This window comes from Pseudomonas sp. B424, from assembly GCF_055408345.1.
Genome location: NZ_JBUZTL010000005.1, coordinates 22,461 through 38,158, shown reverse-complemented (window position 1 = coordinate 38,158; position 15,698 = coordinate 22,461). Strand labels below are relative to the sequence as shown.

General features: G+C 61.2%; 16 protein-coding genes and 1 riboswitch. Of the genes, 15 read left to right on the top strand and 1 reads right to left on the bottom strand.

Annotated features, from left to right (window positions below; translation table 11 throughout):
- Positions 1-336: 336 nt before the first annotated feature.
- From ACZRMS_RS08345 to ACZRMS_RS08325, 5 genes are all read left to right on the top strand, one after another.
- A complete protein-coding gene (locus ACZRMS_RS08345) occupies positions 337-1,371 on the top strand; it encodes a DUF2066 domain-containing protein (protein WP_463994929.1) in 1,035 nt (344 codons plus the stop codon).
- A 35-nt stretch (positions 1,372-1,406) separates the two neighbouring features.
- Positions 1,407-2,480 carry an AI-2E family transporter gene (locus ACZRMS_RS08340; protein ID WP_463994928.1) on the top strand — a complete coding sequence of 358 codons (1,074 nt, stop codon included), beginning with the start codon at positions 1,407-1,409 and terminating at the stop codon, positions 2,478-2,480.
- A gap of 224 nt (positions 2,481-2,704) precedes the next feature.
- Entirely contained in the window at positions 2,705-3,409 is a 705-nt protein-coding gene (hda, locus tag ACZRMS_RS08335; RefSeq protein WP_463994927.1) for a DnaA regulatory inactivator Hda, read from the top strand.
- Positions 3,410-3,634: 225 nt separating this feature from the next.
- Positions 3,635-4,261: a C40 family peptidase gene (locus ACZRMS_RS08330; protein WP_463994926.1), complete on the top strand. Its 627-nt coding sequence runs from the start codon at positions 3,635-3,637 to the stop codon at positions 4,259-4,261.
- A 145-nt stretch (positions 4,262-4,406) separates the two neighbouring features.
- Positions 4,407-4,946 carry a C40 family peptidase gene (locus tag ACZRMS_RS08325; protein WP_463994925.1) on the top strand — a complete coding sequence of 180 codons (540 nt, stop codon included), beginning with the start codon at positions 4,407-4,409 and terminating at the stop codon, positions 4,944-4,946.
- A gap of 52 nt (positions 4,947-4,998) precedes the next feature.
- Here ACZRMS_RS08325 and ACZRMS_RS08320 read toward each other — a convergent pair whose 3' ends face one another.
- Entirely contained in the window at positions 4,999-6,306 is a 1,308-nt protein-coding gene (locus ACZRMS_RS08320) for a PQQ-dependent sugar dehydrogenase (RefSeq protein ID WP_463994924.1), read from the bottom strand.
- 130 nt (positions 6,307-6,436) lie between these two features.
- A riboswitch (cobalamin riboswitch) is annotated at positions 6,437-6,681 on the top strand.
- 82 nt (positions 6,682-6,763) lie between these two features.
- Here ACZRMS_RS08320 and cobO point away from each other — a divergent pair.
- The 10 genes from cobO to ACZRMS_RS08270 all read left to right on the top strand — a co-directional run bounded on the left by cobO (position 6,764) and on the right by ACZRMS_RS08270 (position 15,687).
- Positions 6,764-7,375 carry a cob(I)yrinic acid a,c-diamide adenosyltransferase gene (cobO, locus tag ACZRMS_RS08315; RefSeq protein ID WP_463994923.1) on the top strand — a complete coding sequence of 204 codons (612 nt, stop codon included), beginning with the start codon at positions 6,764-6,766 and terminating at the stop codon, positions 7,373-7,375.
- Between the two features lie 10 nt (positions 7,376-7,385).
- The gene (locus ACZRMS_RS08310) at positions 7,386-8,699 is read left to right on the top strand and encodes a cobyrinate a,c-diamide synthase (protein ID WP_463994922.1); all 1,314 of its coding nucleotides are present in this window, start codon (positions 7,386-7,388) and stop codon (positions 8,697-8,699) included.
- Positions 8,696-9,346 carry a 5,6-dimethylbenzimidazole synthase gene (gene bluB / locus ACZRMS_RS08305; protein WP_463994921.1) on the top strand — a complete coding sequence of 217 codons (651 nt, stop codon included), beginning with the start codon at positions 8,696-8,698 and terminating at the stop codon, positions 9,344-9,346. The genes ACZRMS_RS08310 and bluB overlap by 4 nt, the downstream gene beginning before the upstream one ends.
- Complete coding sequence (gene cbiB, locus ACZRMS_RS08300) at positions 9,343-10,251, top strand: adenosylcobinamide-phosphate synthase CbiB (protein ID WP_463994920.1); 909 nt, start codon at positions 9,343-9,345, stop codon at positions 10,249-10,251. The genes bluB and cbiB overlap by 4 nt, the downstream gene beginning before the upstream one ends.
- Positions 10,244-11,236, top strand: a complete 993-nt coding sequence (gene cobD / locus ACZRMS_RS08295) for a threonine-phosphate decarboxylase CobD (RefSeq protein WP_463994919.1) — start codon at positions 10,244-10,246, stop codon at positions 11,234-11,236. The genes cbiB and cobD overlap by 8 nt, the downstream gene beginning before the upstream one ends.
- The gene (locus ACZRMS_RS08290; RefSeq protein WP_463994918.1) at positions 11,233-12,684 is read left to right on the top strand and encodes a cobyric acid synthase; all 1,452 of its coding nucleotides are present in this window, start codon (positions 11,233-11,235) and stop codon (positions 12,682-12,684) included. The genes cobD and ACZRMS_RS08290 overlap by 4 nt, the downstream gene beginning before the upstream one ends.
- Before the next feature lie 93 nt (positions 12,685-12,777).
- Entirely contained in the window at positions 12,778-13,299 is a 522-nt protein-coding gene (cobU, locus tag ACZRMS_RS08285; protein ID WP_463994917.1) for a bifunctional adenosylcobinamide kinase/adenosylcobinamide-phosphate guanylyltransferase, read from the top strand.
- A complete protein-coding gene (gene cobT / locus ACZRMS_RS08280) occupies positions 13,296-14,351 on the top strand; it encodes a nicotinate-nucleotide--dimethylbenzimidazole phosphoribosyltransferase (RefSeq protein WP_463994916.1) in 1,056 nt (351 codons plus the stop codon). Before cobU ends, cobT begins: the two co-directional genes overlap by 4 nt.
- Complete coding sequence (cobC, locus tag ACZRMS_RS08275; protein WP_463994915.1) at positions 14,348-14,926, top strand: alpha-ribazole phosphatase family protein; 579 nt, start codon at positions 14,348-14,350, stop codon at positions 14,924-14,926. The genes cobT and cobC overlap by 4 nt, the downstream gene beginning before the upstream one ends.
- A complete protein-coding gene (locus ACZRMS_RS08270; RefSeq protein ID WP_463995077.1) occupies positions 14,926-15,687 on the top strand; it encodes an adenosylcobinamide-GDP ribazoletransferase in 762 nt (253 codons plus the stop codon). Before cobC ends, ACZRMS_RS08270 begins: the two co-directional genes overlap by 1 nt.
- Positions 15,688-15,698: the final 11 nt, after the last annotated feature.

Sequence of the window (15,698 nt, the reverse complement as noted above, 5' to 3'; positions counted from 1 at the left end):
GGCAGGCTTGCAAGTGCTCGTCGATGGCGAAAAGCATTTGCAGGGTGCCCGGCTGTTGCCGGTCTGCGAAGGCGCGCGATTTTATCAGGCTTGAAGGGCAGCGGCCATCCTCGGGCCGACAGGCAGGGTTATATCTGTCGAAAAAAACCTTTTTTAGTCGTACTTGGGTCTGCGTGCGGCCCTGTATAAGGTATAGCGAATAACTTTTGAGTTTTTATGACCGAATGAAAACTGCGTGACGGGCTTGAATGATTTGGCTGCGGCCGTGTCTGAAGCTTGTTCGGGTGTTTTTATGGCGTCCTTATCAGGCTGCTTTTTTGTCATCGGGAATCTTTCATGCGTCTGAGCCAATTTTTAGCAGTGGGCTGTTTGTCATTTTTTAGCCTGGCGAGTCATGCCGAAATCCTGACCGGTCTTTACCAAGTGCGCGAGCCGGTTACCAGTCAATCGCCTGAAGAGCGTACCCAGGCCACGCAAAAAGCCCTGGAAACCCTGGTGCTGCGCCTTACAGGGGATGCCAAGGCAATCCAGAACCCCGGCCTTGAGGCGATTCGCAAGGATCCGCAGCAAATCATCAGCCAGTACGGCTATGACGCGGGTCCGCCGGAAAGCCTGCAGGTGGAATTCGACCCTGTGAGCACTGACCGCGCGTTGCGTCAGGCGGGTTTGTCGTTGTGGGGCGCCAACCGGCCCGCGTTGCTGGGCTGGTGGTTGAATGACTCGGTCGACGGGTCGAGCCTGGTGGGTGACGGTCAGTCTGTCGCTGAGCCACTGCGCCGTGCGGCGCAACATCGCGGGTTGCCGTTGCGTCTGCCGCTGGCGGACCTGAGCGAGCAGCTGGTGGGCACGGCTGACAACCTTGAAGGCAGCAACCCTGCACCTTTGAAGGATGCTTCCGAGCGTTACGGGGCGGATGCGTTGCTGGCGGTGCATGCCCGTGAAGATGACGGGAAGTGGACTGCCAAGTGGCGTTTGTGGGTTGGCGATCAGCAGGAGCAGGGCAACGCCCAGGCCCCTGATCAGGCGGCGCTGGCCGATGCCGTGATGCTTGCGGTGAGCCAGCGTCTGGCCCCGCGTTACGCGGTCAAGCCGGGCGTTTCCACCGAGCAGTTGCTCGAAGTGCAGGGCATGACCCTGGCGCGCTATGCGCAGTTGGGGCATTTGCTGGAGCCCTTTGGCGCGAAACTTAAAAGCGTCGACGGGGATCGTATCGTTTATCAGGTAAATGGCAGCGCCGAGCAGCTGCGTTCGCAGTTGGGGCTGGCGCAGTTGCAGGAAGTGCCTGCAGGTCAGGTGTCTCCTGTGGCCGATGCAGGGCAGGCGCCCGGAGTGGTGGCAGCGCCTGCCCCTCAGCTACGGTTCCGTTGGTAGGGTTTTATCTTCTTTATATAAGGATGGGGTGATTCATGGCAGATTCGCGACGGTGGGTGTGGTGGGGCGTAGCGCTGGGGTTCGCCTTGTTCGTGTACTTCCTGCATCCGATACTCACGCCCTTTTTGGTCGCGATCGTTCTGGCCTATATGTTCGACCCTGTGGTTGACCGGCTGGAAAGGGCCGGGCTTTCAAGAACCTGGGGCGTGGTCGCGGTCTTTACGCTGTTCACGCTCATCTTGATGACATTGCTGCTGGTGTTGGTGCCGCTTCTGGCCAAGCAGTTGCTGAAGCTCTACCAGTTGGCGCCGCAGGTACTCGACTGGTTGCAGCACACTGCAATGCCGTGGGTCCAGGCCAAGCTGGGTCTGAGCGACAGCTTCTGGAAATTCGACAAGATCAAGGCGGCCATCACCGAGCACATGGGGCAGGCCACAGACATCGTCGGTGTGGTTCTGTCTCAGGCCACGGCATCCAGCCTGGCGCTGATCGGCCTTTTGGCCAATCTGGTACTGATCCCGGTGGTAGCTTTTTACCTGCTGCGGGACTGGAACATCATGATGGCCAGGATTCGCGGCCTGTTGCCCCGTGCTCGCGCCGATCAGATTGTGTCGCTGGCCAAGGAATGTCACGACGTACTCGGCGCGTTTGTCCGAGGTCAGTTGCTGGTGATGCTGGCGCTGGGGGTGATCTATTCCGCCGGCTTGATGCTGGTCGGGCTTGAGCTGGGGCTGTTGATCGGTCTGATGGCGGGGCTTGCGGCCATCGTGCCGTACATGGGGTTCATTATCGGCATTGGTGCGGCCCTGGTTGCCGGCTTGTTCCAGTTCGGTGGCGATTTGTACCCCATGATCGGTATCGTCGCGGTATTTATGGTCGGGCAGGCGCTGGAGGGTATGGTGCTGACCCCGTTGCTGGTGGGTGACCGCATCGGTCTGCATCCGGTGGCAGTGATCTTCGCGATTCTGGCGGGCGGCGAGCTGTTTGGCTTTACCGGGGTGCTTCTGGCGCTGCCGGTGGCTGCGGTGATCATGGTGCTGGTGCGCCATGTGCAGGATCTGTACAAGGAGTCTCAGGTCTATAAAGGCAGCGAAGACCCGCAGCTGTAGCACTGGCGGTTTGAAGGGGCGGGCTCATCGTGAGGTGAGCCCGCCTTTTTTGTTTGCGCACCAGGGCCCCGGACAGGAAGAAAAAGACCAATCAATCCAAGACGTTAATGCAAACCTTTGATTTTGCTCGTGGTCTGTTACATTGTGTGCCCGGCTACACGGGTATAAACTTTTAATACTTTACACAGAGGCCACTAACGGTTCGCTTGAACTGTTCAGTCAGCATGAAACCGATTCAGCTGCCCCTAGGTGTGCGTCTGCGTGATGACGCTACCTTCATAAACTACTATCCAGGCGCCAATGCCGCTGCACTCGGCTATGTCGAGCGTCTGTGCGAAGCCGACGCCGGCTGGACAGAAAGCCTGATTTACCTCTGGGGCAAACAAGGCGTGGGCCGTACACACTTGCTACAGGCCGCCTGTCTGCGCTTTGAACAGATGGGTGAGCCGGCAGTGTACTTGCCACTGGCCGAGTTGCTGGATCGCGGCATTGAAATCCTCGATAACCTTGAACAGTACGAACTGGTTTGCCTGGATGATCTTCAGGCGGTGGCCGGTCGGGCTGATTGGGAAGAGGCGCTGTTCCATCTGTTCAATCGCCTGCGTGACAGTGGCCGTCGCCTGCTGATCGCGGCCTCCGCCTCGCCCCGCGAGCTACCAATCAAGCTGGCGGACCTCAAGTCCCGCCTGACCCTTGCGCTGGTGTTCCAGATGCGCCCGCTGTCTGATGAAGACAAGCTGCGAGCCTTGCAATTGCGTGCATCCCGTCGCGGCCTGCACCTGACCGACGAAGTCGGGCACTTCATTCTCACCCGTGGTACGCGCAGCATGAGCGCGCTGTTTGATTTGCTTGAGCGGCTCGATCAGGCGTCCTTGCAAGCGCAGCGCAAGCTGACCATTCCGTTCCTGAAAGAAACCCTGGGCTGGTAGTTCACGCCTTTAAAATCGCAGGCCTCAGATCTTTTTTGGCGGTTTTCAGGCGCCAGAAAACCCGCGCGCCAGCGTGGTTGGGCGCGCAAAATCGATTGTCAGGGGTGTAAAGCCTTAGATGTATTGGGAAACCCCCCGAGTCACATTTAGATCGATTGAATTTGCAAATGAGGATCATAGAAGGCATAGTCTCGGCTACTTTTCTTACAAGCCACGGTCGTGCCCATGCTAAAGCGCTTCGCACCCCTCGTGCCCCTCGCACTCGTTACCCTGTTGTTTGGCTGTGCTGCCCACACTCCTGTGTCGCAACAAGTTGTCGATCAGCAGGTTCAAAAGTCATCTTCGGTATCGCAATCTTCCGCTCTTTATCAGGAAGAACTGGCAACCGAAAAAGAACTGGCTCAGTTTTCCGAGAACAGCAAACCTTACGAATTGCCGGCTTTGGCTGACAGCATTCTTGAGCGCGGCATGTCCTTGATCGGTACGCGTTACCGTTTTGGCGGCACCTCTGAGGCTGGCTTCGATTGCAGCGGCTTCATCGGCTACCTGTTCAAAGAAGAAGCGGGCATGCAGCTGCCACGCTCGACCCGTGAAATGATCAACGTGAAAGCACCGTTGGTCGCACGAAACAACCTCAAGCCGGGTGACTTGCTGTTCTTCAGCACCAATGGTCGTGGCCGTGTCAGCCATGCCGGGATTTACCTGGGTGATGACCAGTTTATCCACTCCAGCAGCCGCCGCAGCGGGGGTGTCCGGATTGATAACCTGGGTGACAGCTACTGGAGCAAGACCTTTATCGAGGCCAAACGCGCCCTGGCGATGGCTCCTTCGAGCGTAGTAGCCCGCAAGTAAAGTTAATGTCTTACTTGAAGTTCTGTTGCTAACAGCTAGAATTCAGTCGCATTGTTAAATTCCTGAAACCGCGAAGGTGCCCCCTGACGCGGTTTCGGGTTTCGCGGCCAGAGTTGCCGTATCCAGAATCAGGAACATTCTGTTTATGTCGACCATGGCCCGCGTTGCACTTTTGACTTTAGCAGCACTGCTCAGTGCTTGCGCCAGCCATACCCCGCCACCCCCTGTGGTGAAAAAAACGGCGGTGTTCGTCAATCCCAGTGAAGAGTTTTCGCCCATAGCGGCTGATGTGCTTTTTCGCGCCTTGGGTTTGGTTGGCACGCCTTATCGTTGGGGTGGCAACACCCCGGATTCAGGTTTTGATTGCAGTGGTCTGATCAAGTACGTGTACAACGACGCGGCGGGCATTTCATTGCCGCGCACCACCCGCGAAATGATTGTGATGCAGGCGCAAAGTGTCGGTCAGGACAAGCTGCAAACCGGCGACTTGCTATTTTTTGCCACCAATGGCGGTTCTCAGGTCAGCCATGCCGGGATCTACGTGGGTGAAGGCCGCTTTGTACATGCCCCGGCCACGGGCGGTACGGTCAAACTGGACAGCCTGAACAAGGCCTATTGGCAAAAAGCCTACCTCAACGCCAAGCGCGTGCTGCCCACCGAGCAGCATCTGGCGCACAACCCGTAAAGCAGATTCAAACCTGCGCAAGCTCGCTTGCGCAGTTGATGACCCCGCCTGTTTACTTGCCTGACACCCGCCAAACCTTGTTGCCGACATCATCGGCCACCAGCAAATCCCCTTGTTTATCGATGACCACGCCCACTGGCCGGCCCATGGCTTTTTCGTCCGGGTTGAGGAAGCCTGTCAGCACGTCGATTGGCATACCGGCAGGTTTGCCGTCTGCGAAGGGCACAAAAATGACCTTGTAGCCGCTGTGCGGCTTGCGGTTCCAGGAGCCGTGCTGGCCAATAAAGACGCCTTCAGTAAACTCGGGCAGCTTGCTGCCCCGGGCGAAACTCAGGCCCAGGGACGCAGTGTGCGGGCCCACGGCGTAATCCGGGGCAATGGCTTTGGCCACCAGCTCCGGGTTTTGCGGGTTGACCCGCACATCCACGTGCTGCCCGTAATAGCTGTAGGGCCAGCCATAGAAGCCGCCGTCCTGCACGCTGGTGATGTAATCGGGCACCAGGTCACTGCCGATTTCGTCGCGTTCGTTGACCGCTGTCCAGAGTTTGCCGGTCTTGGGTTCCCAGTCCATGCCGTTAGGGTTGCGCAGGCCCGAGGCGAAGATCCTGTGCTTGCCGGTGGCGCGATCAACTTCCCAGATCGCGGCGCGGCCTTGCTCCTTGTCCATCCCGTTCTCGCCCACGTTGCTGTTGGAGCCTACGGTCACATACAACTTTGTGCCGTCGGGGCTGGCGATGACGTTTTTGGTCCAGTGATGATTCAGCGGGCCGCCCGGCAAATCGACAACTTTGACAGGCCCGGCGCTGATGCTGTTCTCGCCCGCCTGATAGGGGAAGCGCAGCAGCTTGTCGGCGTCGGCAACATACAAATCGTTGCCCACCAGAGTCATGCCAAAAGGTGAGTTGAGGTTGTCGAGAAATACCGTGCGGGTTTCAGCGACGCCGTCGTGGTCGGCATCGCGCAGCAGCGTGATCCGATTGGCACTTGGCACCCCGGCCCCGGCGCGGCCCATGATTTTTCCAGCGATCCAGCCCTTGATTCCCTTGCCCTCATCCGGTTGGGGCGGCGCATTGGTTTCGGCCACCAGCACATCGCCATTGGGCAATACATAGAGCCAGCGCGGATGGTCCAGGCCTTCGGCGAAGGCGGCGACCTTCAAGCCCTGGGCGGCAACCGGGGTGGAACCGGCCGGCCAGCCTACGGCGGGGGCGATATTGACGGTGGGGATCAGCGTCTTGTTGGGTTCGGGCAGTTTCGGCGAGGGCCCCGTGCCATCGCTCACTTGCAAGGTCGAGGTTTCGCCACAGGCGGCCAAACCTGCCGCAAGTACGATGACAGCCGCGTGCTGACGCTTGAGCATGTGAATCTCCATAGGGTTCTGGTCTTGTTTAGTCATAGAGAAGCGTAGCTGTCTAAAGGTTCAGACTCCGAGTCTTCTATAAAACCGGCTGGTGCCACCTTTAATTGACGCTCCACCCCCAACCCTCTAACCTTCGCGGCTTGTTTCAGGTGCTCTATGGCCATAGGCCGATAGAGTGAAACAGGGAAGCCGGTGAGGGCGTGTTTGACCCACACAACCGCCATGATCCCGGCGCTGCCCCCGCAACGGTAAATGAGTCAACGCCACGCTGAGTGCCACTGTGTTTCTTCACGGGAAGGCGCGTGGTCAGGGTGTGTCCCGCAAGGGACTAAACCGCTCATGAGCCCGGAGACCGGCCTGATCCATCCAGCATCCTCGCGGCGGGCGAGGGCGTGCCGTTTTATTGAGTATCCCCCCGCCTCCCGTGTGCATTTTTGAGCCCCAACGGAGAGCTGCCATGAACGAATCCCCCGAACGCGACGAACGTCATCAGGCGCGCATGCTGCGCAAAAAAGCCGTCATGGATGAGCGTATCGCCAGTTCACCCAATGAGTGCGGGCTGCTGCTGGTATTGACCGGCAATGGCAAAGGCAAAAGCAGCTCGGCGTTTGGCATGCTGGCCCGGGCCATGGGCCACGGCATGCAGTGCGGCGTGGTGCAGTTCATCAAGGGTCGCAACAGCACCGGTGAAGAGGTTTTCTTCCGCCGCTTCCCCGAGCAGGTGCGTTACCACGTGATGGGCGAAGGCTTTACCTGGGAAACCCAGGATCGCCAGCGCGATATCGCCGCCGCCGAAGCCGCGTGGCAAGTGTCCCGCGAGATGCTGCGTGACCCGTCAATCGGGCTGGTGGTGCTCGATGAGCTGAACATCGCGCTCAAGCACGGCTACCTCGACCTTGAGCAGGTGCTCGCCGACCTGCAAGCCCGCCCTTTGATGCAGCATGTGCTGGTCACCGGGCGCGGCGCCAAACCCGAACTGATTGATCTGGCCGATACCGTGACCGAAATGGGTGTGGTCAAACACGCCTTCCAGGCCGGGATCAAAGCCCAGAAAGGCATCGAATTGTGAGTGTTGAAGTATGAGAGCGTCACGTCATTGCCCGGCGGTGTTGATCGCCGCACCGGCCTCCGGTCAGGGCAAGACCACCGTTACCGCCGCCCTGGCCCGATTGCATCGCAATCAGGGGCGCAAGGTGCGGGTGTTCAAATGTGGCCCGGATTTTCTCGACCCCATGATTCTGGAGCGCGCCAGCGGTGCGCCGGTTTATCAAGTGGATTTGTGGATGGTGGGCGCGGATGAAAGCCGCCGTCTACTGTGGGAAGCCGCCGGTGAAGCTGACCTGATCCTGATCGAAGGCGTGATGGGCCTGTTCGACGGCACGCCGTCCAGTGCAGATCTGGCGCGGCATTTTGGCGTCCCGGTACTGGGCGTGATTGATGGCACTGCAATGGCCCAGACCTTTGGTGCGCTGGCCCTGGGCCTGGCGCGTTATCAGCCCGACCTGCCGTTTGCCGGGGTGCTGGCCAACCGGGTCGGCACCGTGCGCCATGCGCAGTTGCTCGAAGGCAGCCTGACCGAAGGTTTGCGCTGGTACGGTGCATTGTCCCGCGAGACCGGGATCGAGCTGCCGAGCCGGCACCTGGGCCTGGTGCAGGCCAGCGAACTGAACGATCTGGATGCACGCCTCGATGCGGCAGCCAATGCCTTGGCCAGCACCTGTGAGGTAGCGCTGCCACCGGCGGTCGAGTTTTCGGCGCCTGCGCCGGTCGTGGTCGAGCCATTGCTGGCCGGGGTGCGGATTGCCGTGGCCCGGGATGAGGCGTTTGCCTTCACTTATGGTGCGAGTCTTGACCTGCTGCGGGAGATGGGCGCTGAGCTGGTGTTTTTCTCGCCGATTCGCGACACCTGTTTGCCAGAGGCAGACAGCCTGTACTTGCCTGGCGGCTACCCCGAACTGCATCACCTTGAACTGTCGCGCAATACGCCGATGCTTGAGGCGATTCGTGCTCACCACGCAGTCGGTAAACCGCTGCTGGCCGAATGTGGCGGCATGCTCTACTTGCTGGATGCCTTGACCGATGTCGGGGGGCAGCGTGCCGAACTGGTGGGCTTGCTGGCAGGGGAGGCGACGATGCAAAAGCGTCTGGCCGCATTAGCCTTGCAGGCCGTGGAAATGCCCGAAGGGCTGTTGCGCGGTCACACCTACCATCACTCGCTGACCAGCACAGAACTTGAGCCCATTGCACGGGGGCTGAGCCCCAACGGCGGGCGCGGCGCTGAAGCGGTGTATCGCGAGGGGCGGATGACCGCGTCTTACGTGCACTTTTATTTCCCGTCCAACCCCCCGGCCATTGCCGCGTTACTGGCGCCTTGCGCCGTGAAGGCGCCATGACCGACAACGCGTTTAGCCCTCAGGAGCGTGCGGCCGTCTACCGCGCGATTGCCGAGCGCCGCGACATGCGGCACTTCAGCGGCGGCAGCGTGGCGCCCGAGCTGTTGTCACGGTTGCTGGAAGCGGCGCATCAGGCTCCGAGTGTGGGGCTGATGCAGCCGTGGCGGTTTATCCGCATCACTGACCGTGAGCTGCGCGGCAAGATTCAAGGTCTGGTCGAAGCCGAGCGCATACGCACAGCCGAAGCGCTGGGCCAGCGCTCCGATGAATTCATGACGCTTAAGGTCGAAGGCATCAACGACTGTGCCGAGTTGCTGGTGGCGGCGTTGATGGATGACCGCGAAAAGCACATTTTTGGCCGCCGTACCCTGCCGGAAATGGACATGGCGTCATTGTCCTGTGCCATTCAAAACCTGTGGCTGGCCGCCCGCGTCGAAGGTTTGGGCATGGGCTGGGTGTCGTTGTTCGAGCCTGAGGCACTGGCCGCCCTGCTGGGTTTGCCCGCCGGGGCCAAACCTCTGGCGGTATTGTGTCTGGGCCCGGTTGAAGCCTTTTATCCGGCGCCCATGCTGGTGCTGGAAGGGTGGGCGCAAGCGCGCCCGCTGAGTGAATTGGTGTATGAGAATTATTGGGGAGTAAGTCCATGAGTGTGGCGTTACTGTGCGTCGCCGGGGTGGCGCTGGACGCGTTGTTCGGCGAACCCAGGCGCTGGCATCCGCTGGTCGCGTTTGGCCGCATGGCCGAGCGCATCGAGCAGCGCTTCAATTCGGGTGGTCGTGGCTGGCGCAGCCATGGCGTGACGGCCTGGGTGCTGGCGGTGTTGCCGCTCACGATCCTGGCCACCGCGTTGTCGTGGATGCCCTATCTCGGCTGGCTGGTGGATATTTTGGCGCTGTATTGCGCACTGGGCATGCGCAGCCTCGGTGAACACGTCAAACCGGTCGCAGAGGCCTTGCGCAGCAACGACCTGGACGAAGCCCGTACGCGGGTCGGTTACCTGGTCAGCCGTCAGACCAGCGAGCTGGACTCGACCGAAGTGGCTCGTGCCGCCACCGAATCGGTGCTGGAAAACGGCAGCGATGCGGTGTTCGCCGCCTTGTTCTGGTTTGTCGTGGCCGGTGCGCCGGGTGTTGTGCTCTATCGATTGAGCAATACGCTGGACGCGATGTGGGGCTACCGCAACGAACGCTTTGAGCGTTTTGGCTGGGCTGCCGCCCGTATCGATGATGTTCTTAACTACTTCCCTGCAAGGTTGGTGGCGTTGACTTACGCCCTGCTGGGTAAAACCCGACTGGCCTTGAAGTGCTGGCGTAAACAGGCACCGCAGTGGGACAGCCCCAACGCGGGCCCGGTCATGGCTGCGGGCGCCGGTGCGCTGGGTGTACAGCTGGGCGGGCCGGCGATCTATCACGGCGAACTGCACGAGCGCCCGCAACTGGGTGAAGGTGTGCCGGCGGATGCCGATTCGATTGGTCGTGGCTGGCAACTGGTGCAGCGGGGCGTGTGGCTGTGGCTGCTGGTCCTGTGCGTGTGGAGTGAATTCTATGCTTGAGCACGGCGGGCGGTTACGCAAGGCCGCGTTGCATTACGGGATTGCCGAGGACCAATGGCTGGATCTGTCCACCGGGCTGGCGCCATGGCCCTTTGCGACACCCCCGATTCCCGAACGTGCCTGGGCGCGTTTGCCCGAAACCGACGATGGCCTCGAGCAAGCAGCCTGCAATTATTACGGCGCGCTGAATGTATTGCCGGTGCCGGGTTCACAGTGCGCCATCCAGCTGCTGCCGCGTTTGCGCCGCAGTGGCAAGGTCGGCGTGCTGTCGCCGTGTTACGCCGAGCATGCCCATGCCTGGCGGCGCAGTGGCCATATCGTGCGTGAAATCATGGAACAGGAGGTCGACTTCTATCTCGACACCCTGGACGTGCTGGTGGTGGTCAACCCCAACAACCCCACCGGGGCGAGCCTGTCGCCCGAGCGTTTGCTGGAGTGGCATGCGCGGCTGGTGCAGCGCGGTGGTTGGCTGGTGGTGGACGAAGCCTTCATGGACAACACGCCACAGCTGAGCCTGGCCGCACAGAGCCAGCGTACCGGACTGATTGTGTTGCGCTCCTTCGGCAAGTTTTTTGGTCTGGCCGGGGTGCGCCTGGGGTTTGTGCTCGCTGAATTGAAGCTGCTCAAGCTGCTGGCCGAGCAGGTCGGGCCCTGGGCGGTCAGCGGGCCGACACGGATCGTGGGGCTGGCCTGCCTGCTCGACACCGAAGGCCATGCCCGTCAGCGTGAGCGCAGCGAGCTGGCCAGCGGACGCCTGGAGCGCTTGCTGGAGCTGCATGATTTACCGCCACAAGGCGGCTGTGCGCTGTTCCAGTGGCTGATCACGCCCCACGCGGACGTTCTGTATGAATTCATGGCGCAGCGTGGCATTTTGCTGCGCCTGTTTACCCACAACAGCAGCGTGCGGTTTGGGCTGCCCGCCAATGAGGCGCACTGGCTGCGGCTGGAGCAGGCGTTGCTGGCGTATTCCAAGGAAGTTTCATGAGCACGTTGATGGTGCAAGGCACTACGTCCGATGCCGGTAAAAGTACGCTGGTCACGGCTCTGTGCCGCTGGCTGACCCGTCAGGGCGTACGCGTGGTGCCGTTCAAACCGCAGAACATGGCGCTCAACAGCGCGGTGACCGCCGAGGGCGGCGAGATCGGCCGCGCCCAGGCGGTTCAGGCCCAGGCGGCCGGGCTGGCGCCGCACACGGACATGAACCCGGTGCTGCTCAAACCCAATAGCGACACCGGCGCCCAGGTGATTATTCACGGTCGCGCCGTGACCAGCATGAATGCGGTGGCGTATCACGACTACAAGGCTATCGCCATGCAGGCGGTACTGGCCTCGCACCAGCGTTTGAGTGCCGCGTATCCGGTGGTCATGGTCGAGGGCGCCGGTTCGCCGGCCGAGATCAACCTGCGGGCCGGTGACATTGCCAACATGGGCTTTGCCGAAGCCGTGGATTGCCCGGTGGTGTTGATCGCCGATATCAATCGCGGCGGCGTGTTTGCGCATCTGGTGGGCACCCTGGAACTGTTGTCCGAAACCGAGCAGGCGCGGGTCAAGGGTTTCATCATCAACCGTTTTCGCGGCGATATCGCCTTGCTCCAGCCCGGCCTCGACTGGCTGCAAGCGCGTACCGGCAAGCCGGTGATCGGCGTGCTGCCCTATGTGATGGACCTGCACCTGGAGGCCGAGGACGGTATCGACCAGCGCCAGACCGACAAGGTTGAGCAGGTGCTGAAGGTGGTCGTGCCGGTACTGCCGCGTATCAGCAATCACACCGACTTCGACCCGCTGCGCCTGCATCCGCAAGTGGACTTGCAATTTGTGGGGCCGGGTCAGCCGATTCCGGCTGCTGATTTGATCATCCTGCCCGGCTCCAAGAGCGTGCGCAGCGACTTGGCGTACTTGCGTGCCAATGGCTGGGATGCGGCCATCAGCCGTCATCTGCGTTACGGCGGCAAGGTACTGGGGATTTGCGGCGGCTTGCAGATGCTGGGCGAGCAGGTTCACGACCCGCTGGGGCTTGAAGGCGCTGCGGGCTCCAGTGCCGGCCTGGGCTTGCTGGCGTTCAGTACCGAGCTTGCGGCCGAGAAGCAGCTGCGTAATGTGCGCGGGCATTTGACCCTGGAAAACGCCGCAGTCAGCGGCTACGAAATCCACGCGGGCGTGACCACCGGTGTGGCTCTGGAGCAGCCGGCGGTGTGCCTGGACGACGGGCGTTGTGATGGTGCGCAGAGTGCCGACGGGCAAATTCTCGGCACTTACCTGCATGGTCTGTTCGAGTCACCTGCGGCTTGCAGTGCGCTGTTGCGATGGGCCGGTCTGCAGGATGTGCAAGAAGTGGACTATCACGCCCTGCGCGAACGGGATATCGAGCGGCTGGCGGATCTGGTGGAAAACCACCTGGATACGGCTTATTTGCGCGAACTCTGCGGGATTTAAAACTGTGGGAGCGAGCCTGCTCGCGAACAGCGCGATTTCGCGAGCAGGCTCGCTCCCACAGGAGTTTCGCTGCATCTCTAGAGGTTTAACAAAATGCTGCAACTGATTTTGGGTGGTGCCCGCTCGGGCAAAAGTCGCCTGGCTGAAAAACTCGCGGCCGAGTCTGGCTGCACTGTTACCTATGTCGCCACCAGCCAGCCGCTGGACGGCGAGATGAGCGAGCGCGTGCGACATCATCGCGAGCGCCGCCCCGTCCATTGGGCGTTGATTGAAGAACCGATCGAGCTGGCCCGCGTGCTGCGTGAAAACGCCCGCACCGATACCTGCCTGCTGGTGGACTGCCTGACCCTGTGGCTGACCAACCTGCTGATGCTGGAAGACCCGCAGCGCCTGAACGCCGAGCGCGACGCGCTGCTGCAGTGCCTGGCGGACCTGCCGGGCGAAATTGTGTTTGTCAGCAACGAAACCGGAATGGGTGTCGTGCCGCTGGGCGAATTGACTCGCCGCTATGTCGATGAAGCCGGTTGGTTGCATCAAGCCCTGGCCGAGCGCTGTCAGCGAGTGGTGCTGACGGTGGCGGGCCTGCCCCTGACGTTGAAAGGAACTGCACTATGAATACTCCGTGGTGGCTGAACCCATGCAAGGCCGTAGATCGTGACATGCAGGCGGCAGCGGTCGAGCGTCAGCAGCAGTTGACCAAGCCTGCAGGCGCGCTGGGGCAGCTTGAGGCGCTGGCGGTGCAACTGGCCGGTTTGCAGGGGCGGCTCAAACCCCGGGTCGATCAGTTGTGGATTGCCATTTTCGCCGGTGATCATGGCGTAGTCGCCGAAGGTGTTTCGGCCTACCCGCAAGCGGTCACCGGGCAAATGCTGCACAACTTTGTCAGCGGCGGCGCGGCGATCAGTGTGCTGGCCCGTCAGTTGGGCGCGCAGCTGGATGTGGTGGACCTGGGCACGGTGACGCCGATGCTGGAGCTGGCGGGTGTGCGTCACTTGCAGCTGGGTGCGGGTACGGCCAATTTTGCGACGGGCCCTGCGATGTCCGACAGCCAGGGTTTAAAGGCCCTGCAGGCGGGGCGCGACAGTGTGTTGCGGGCTCGGGCAGCGGGCAGTGAACTGTTTATTGGCGGCGAAATGGGCATCGGCAACACGGCGTCTGCGAGTGCCGTGGCCAGTGCGTTGCTTGACTGCCCGGCTTCGCAGTTGACCGGGCCCGGTACGGGGCTGGATGCGGCTGGCGTCAGCCATAAGGCGCAGGTGATTGACCGGGCGCTGGCGTTACATGCCGGTCACCTCGACGATCCGCTGCAAACACTGTTCCGCCTGGGCGGTTTTGAGATTGCAGCCCTGGTCGGTGCCTACGTGGCCTGCGCCCAGGAAGGCATCGTGGCCGTGGTCGATGGCTTTATCTGCACTGTCGCGGCCATGGTTGCCGTGCGCTTGAACCCCGAGTGCCGTCAGTGGCTGATATTCAGCCATCGCGGAGCGGAGCAGGGGCATCGCCAAGTGCTGCAAAGCTTGCAGGCCGAGCCGTTGCTGGAGCTGGGCCTGCGCCTGGGCGAAGGTAGCGGCGCGGCGCTGGCTGTGCCGCTGATACGTCTGGCGTGCGACCTTCACGGCCAGATGGCGACGTTTGCCGAAGCTGCTGTGGCAGACCGTCCGGCATGACAGTGCTACTGGATATGTTGCGCCATGGCGAAACCGAGCTGGGTGGCGGTTTGCGCGGCAGCCTGGATGACGCCCTGACGGCACTGGGCTGGACGCAAATGCGCGAGTCGGTCAAGGGCCGCGGGCCGTGGGATCGTATTGTCAGCTCGCCGCTGCAACGTTGTGCGCTGTTTGCACGGGAGTTGAGTGCACAACTCGGTCTGCCGGTGTCTTTCGACAAAGACCTGCAAGAACTTCATTTTGGCGCGTGGGAAGGGTGCAGCACCGCCGCGTTGATGGAGACCAATGCCGAGGATCTCGGGGCATTCTGGTCTGACCCCTATGGCTTCACACCGCCTGCGGGTGAGCCTGTTCTGGATTTTTCTGAACGAGTTGTAGCAGCTGTCGGTCGTTTGCAGGCGTTGTATGACGGCGAGCGGGTGCTGGTGGTCTGTCACGGCGGGGTGATGAAACTGCTGCTGGCCCAGGCCCGTGGCTTGCCTCGCGAACAGTTGCTGCAAGTGCCGGTCATTCACGGTGCGCTGTTTGGCTTGAAGGTCGGTGCAGATGGCCAGTTGAACGAGGTCGTTGCGTGATGTTGCCGTTCTGGATTGCCTTGCAGTTTTTAAGCAGCCTGCCGATTCGCCTGTCGGGTATGCCCAAGCCTCAGGAACTGGGGCGTTCGTTGCTGTTTTATCCGCTGGTGGGGTTGTTGTTCGGTCTGCTGCTGTGGGGCGCCAATGCCCTGCTAGCGGGTGCGCCCTTGATGCTGCACGCCGCCTTGCTGCTGACGCTGTGGGTATTGCTCAGTGGCGGGCTGCATCTGGACGGTCTTGCGGACAGTGCCGATGCCTGGTTGGGAGGCTTTGGCGATCGCGAACGCACCCTGACCATCATGAAAGACCCCCGCAGTGGGCCGATCGCGGTGGTGACGCTGGTGCTGGTGTTGTTGCTTAAATTTTGTGCGCTGCTGGCGTTGCTTGAGCAGCACAATGGCGCTGTGTTGCTGATCGTGCCCCTGATCGGGCGCAGTGCCTTGCTGGCTGTGTTCCTGACCACCGCCTATGTGCGCGCTGGCGGTTTGGGCCAGTCGCTGGCCGACCATCTGCCGCGCAAGGCGGGCTGGTGGGTGTTGGGGCTCAGTGCTCTGGCTTGTGTGTTGTTGCTTGGGTATGCCGGGTTATGGGCATTGGCGCTGGCAGCTGTGGGCTTTGTCTGGCTGCGCCGGGTGATGATGCGCCGATTGGGCGGCACCACCGGGGATACGGCAGGGGCGTTGCTGGAGTTGCTTGAAGTGTTGATGCTGGTGGGGTTGGCGCTGCTCCCACTAATAAGTCAGTTCTCTTTTAAATCTTGATTCTGTTTTAT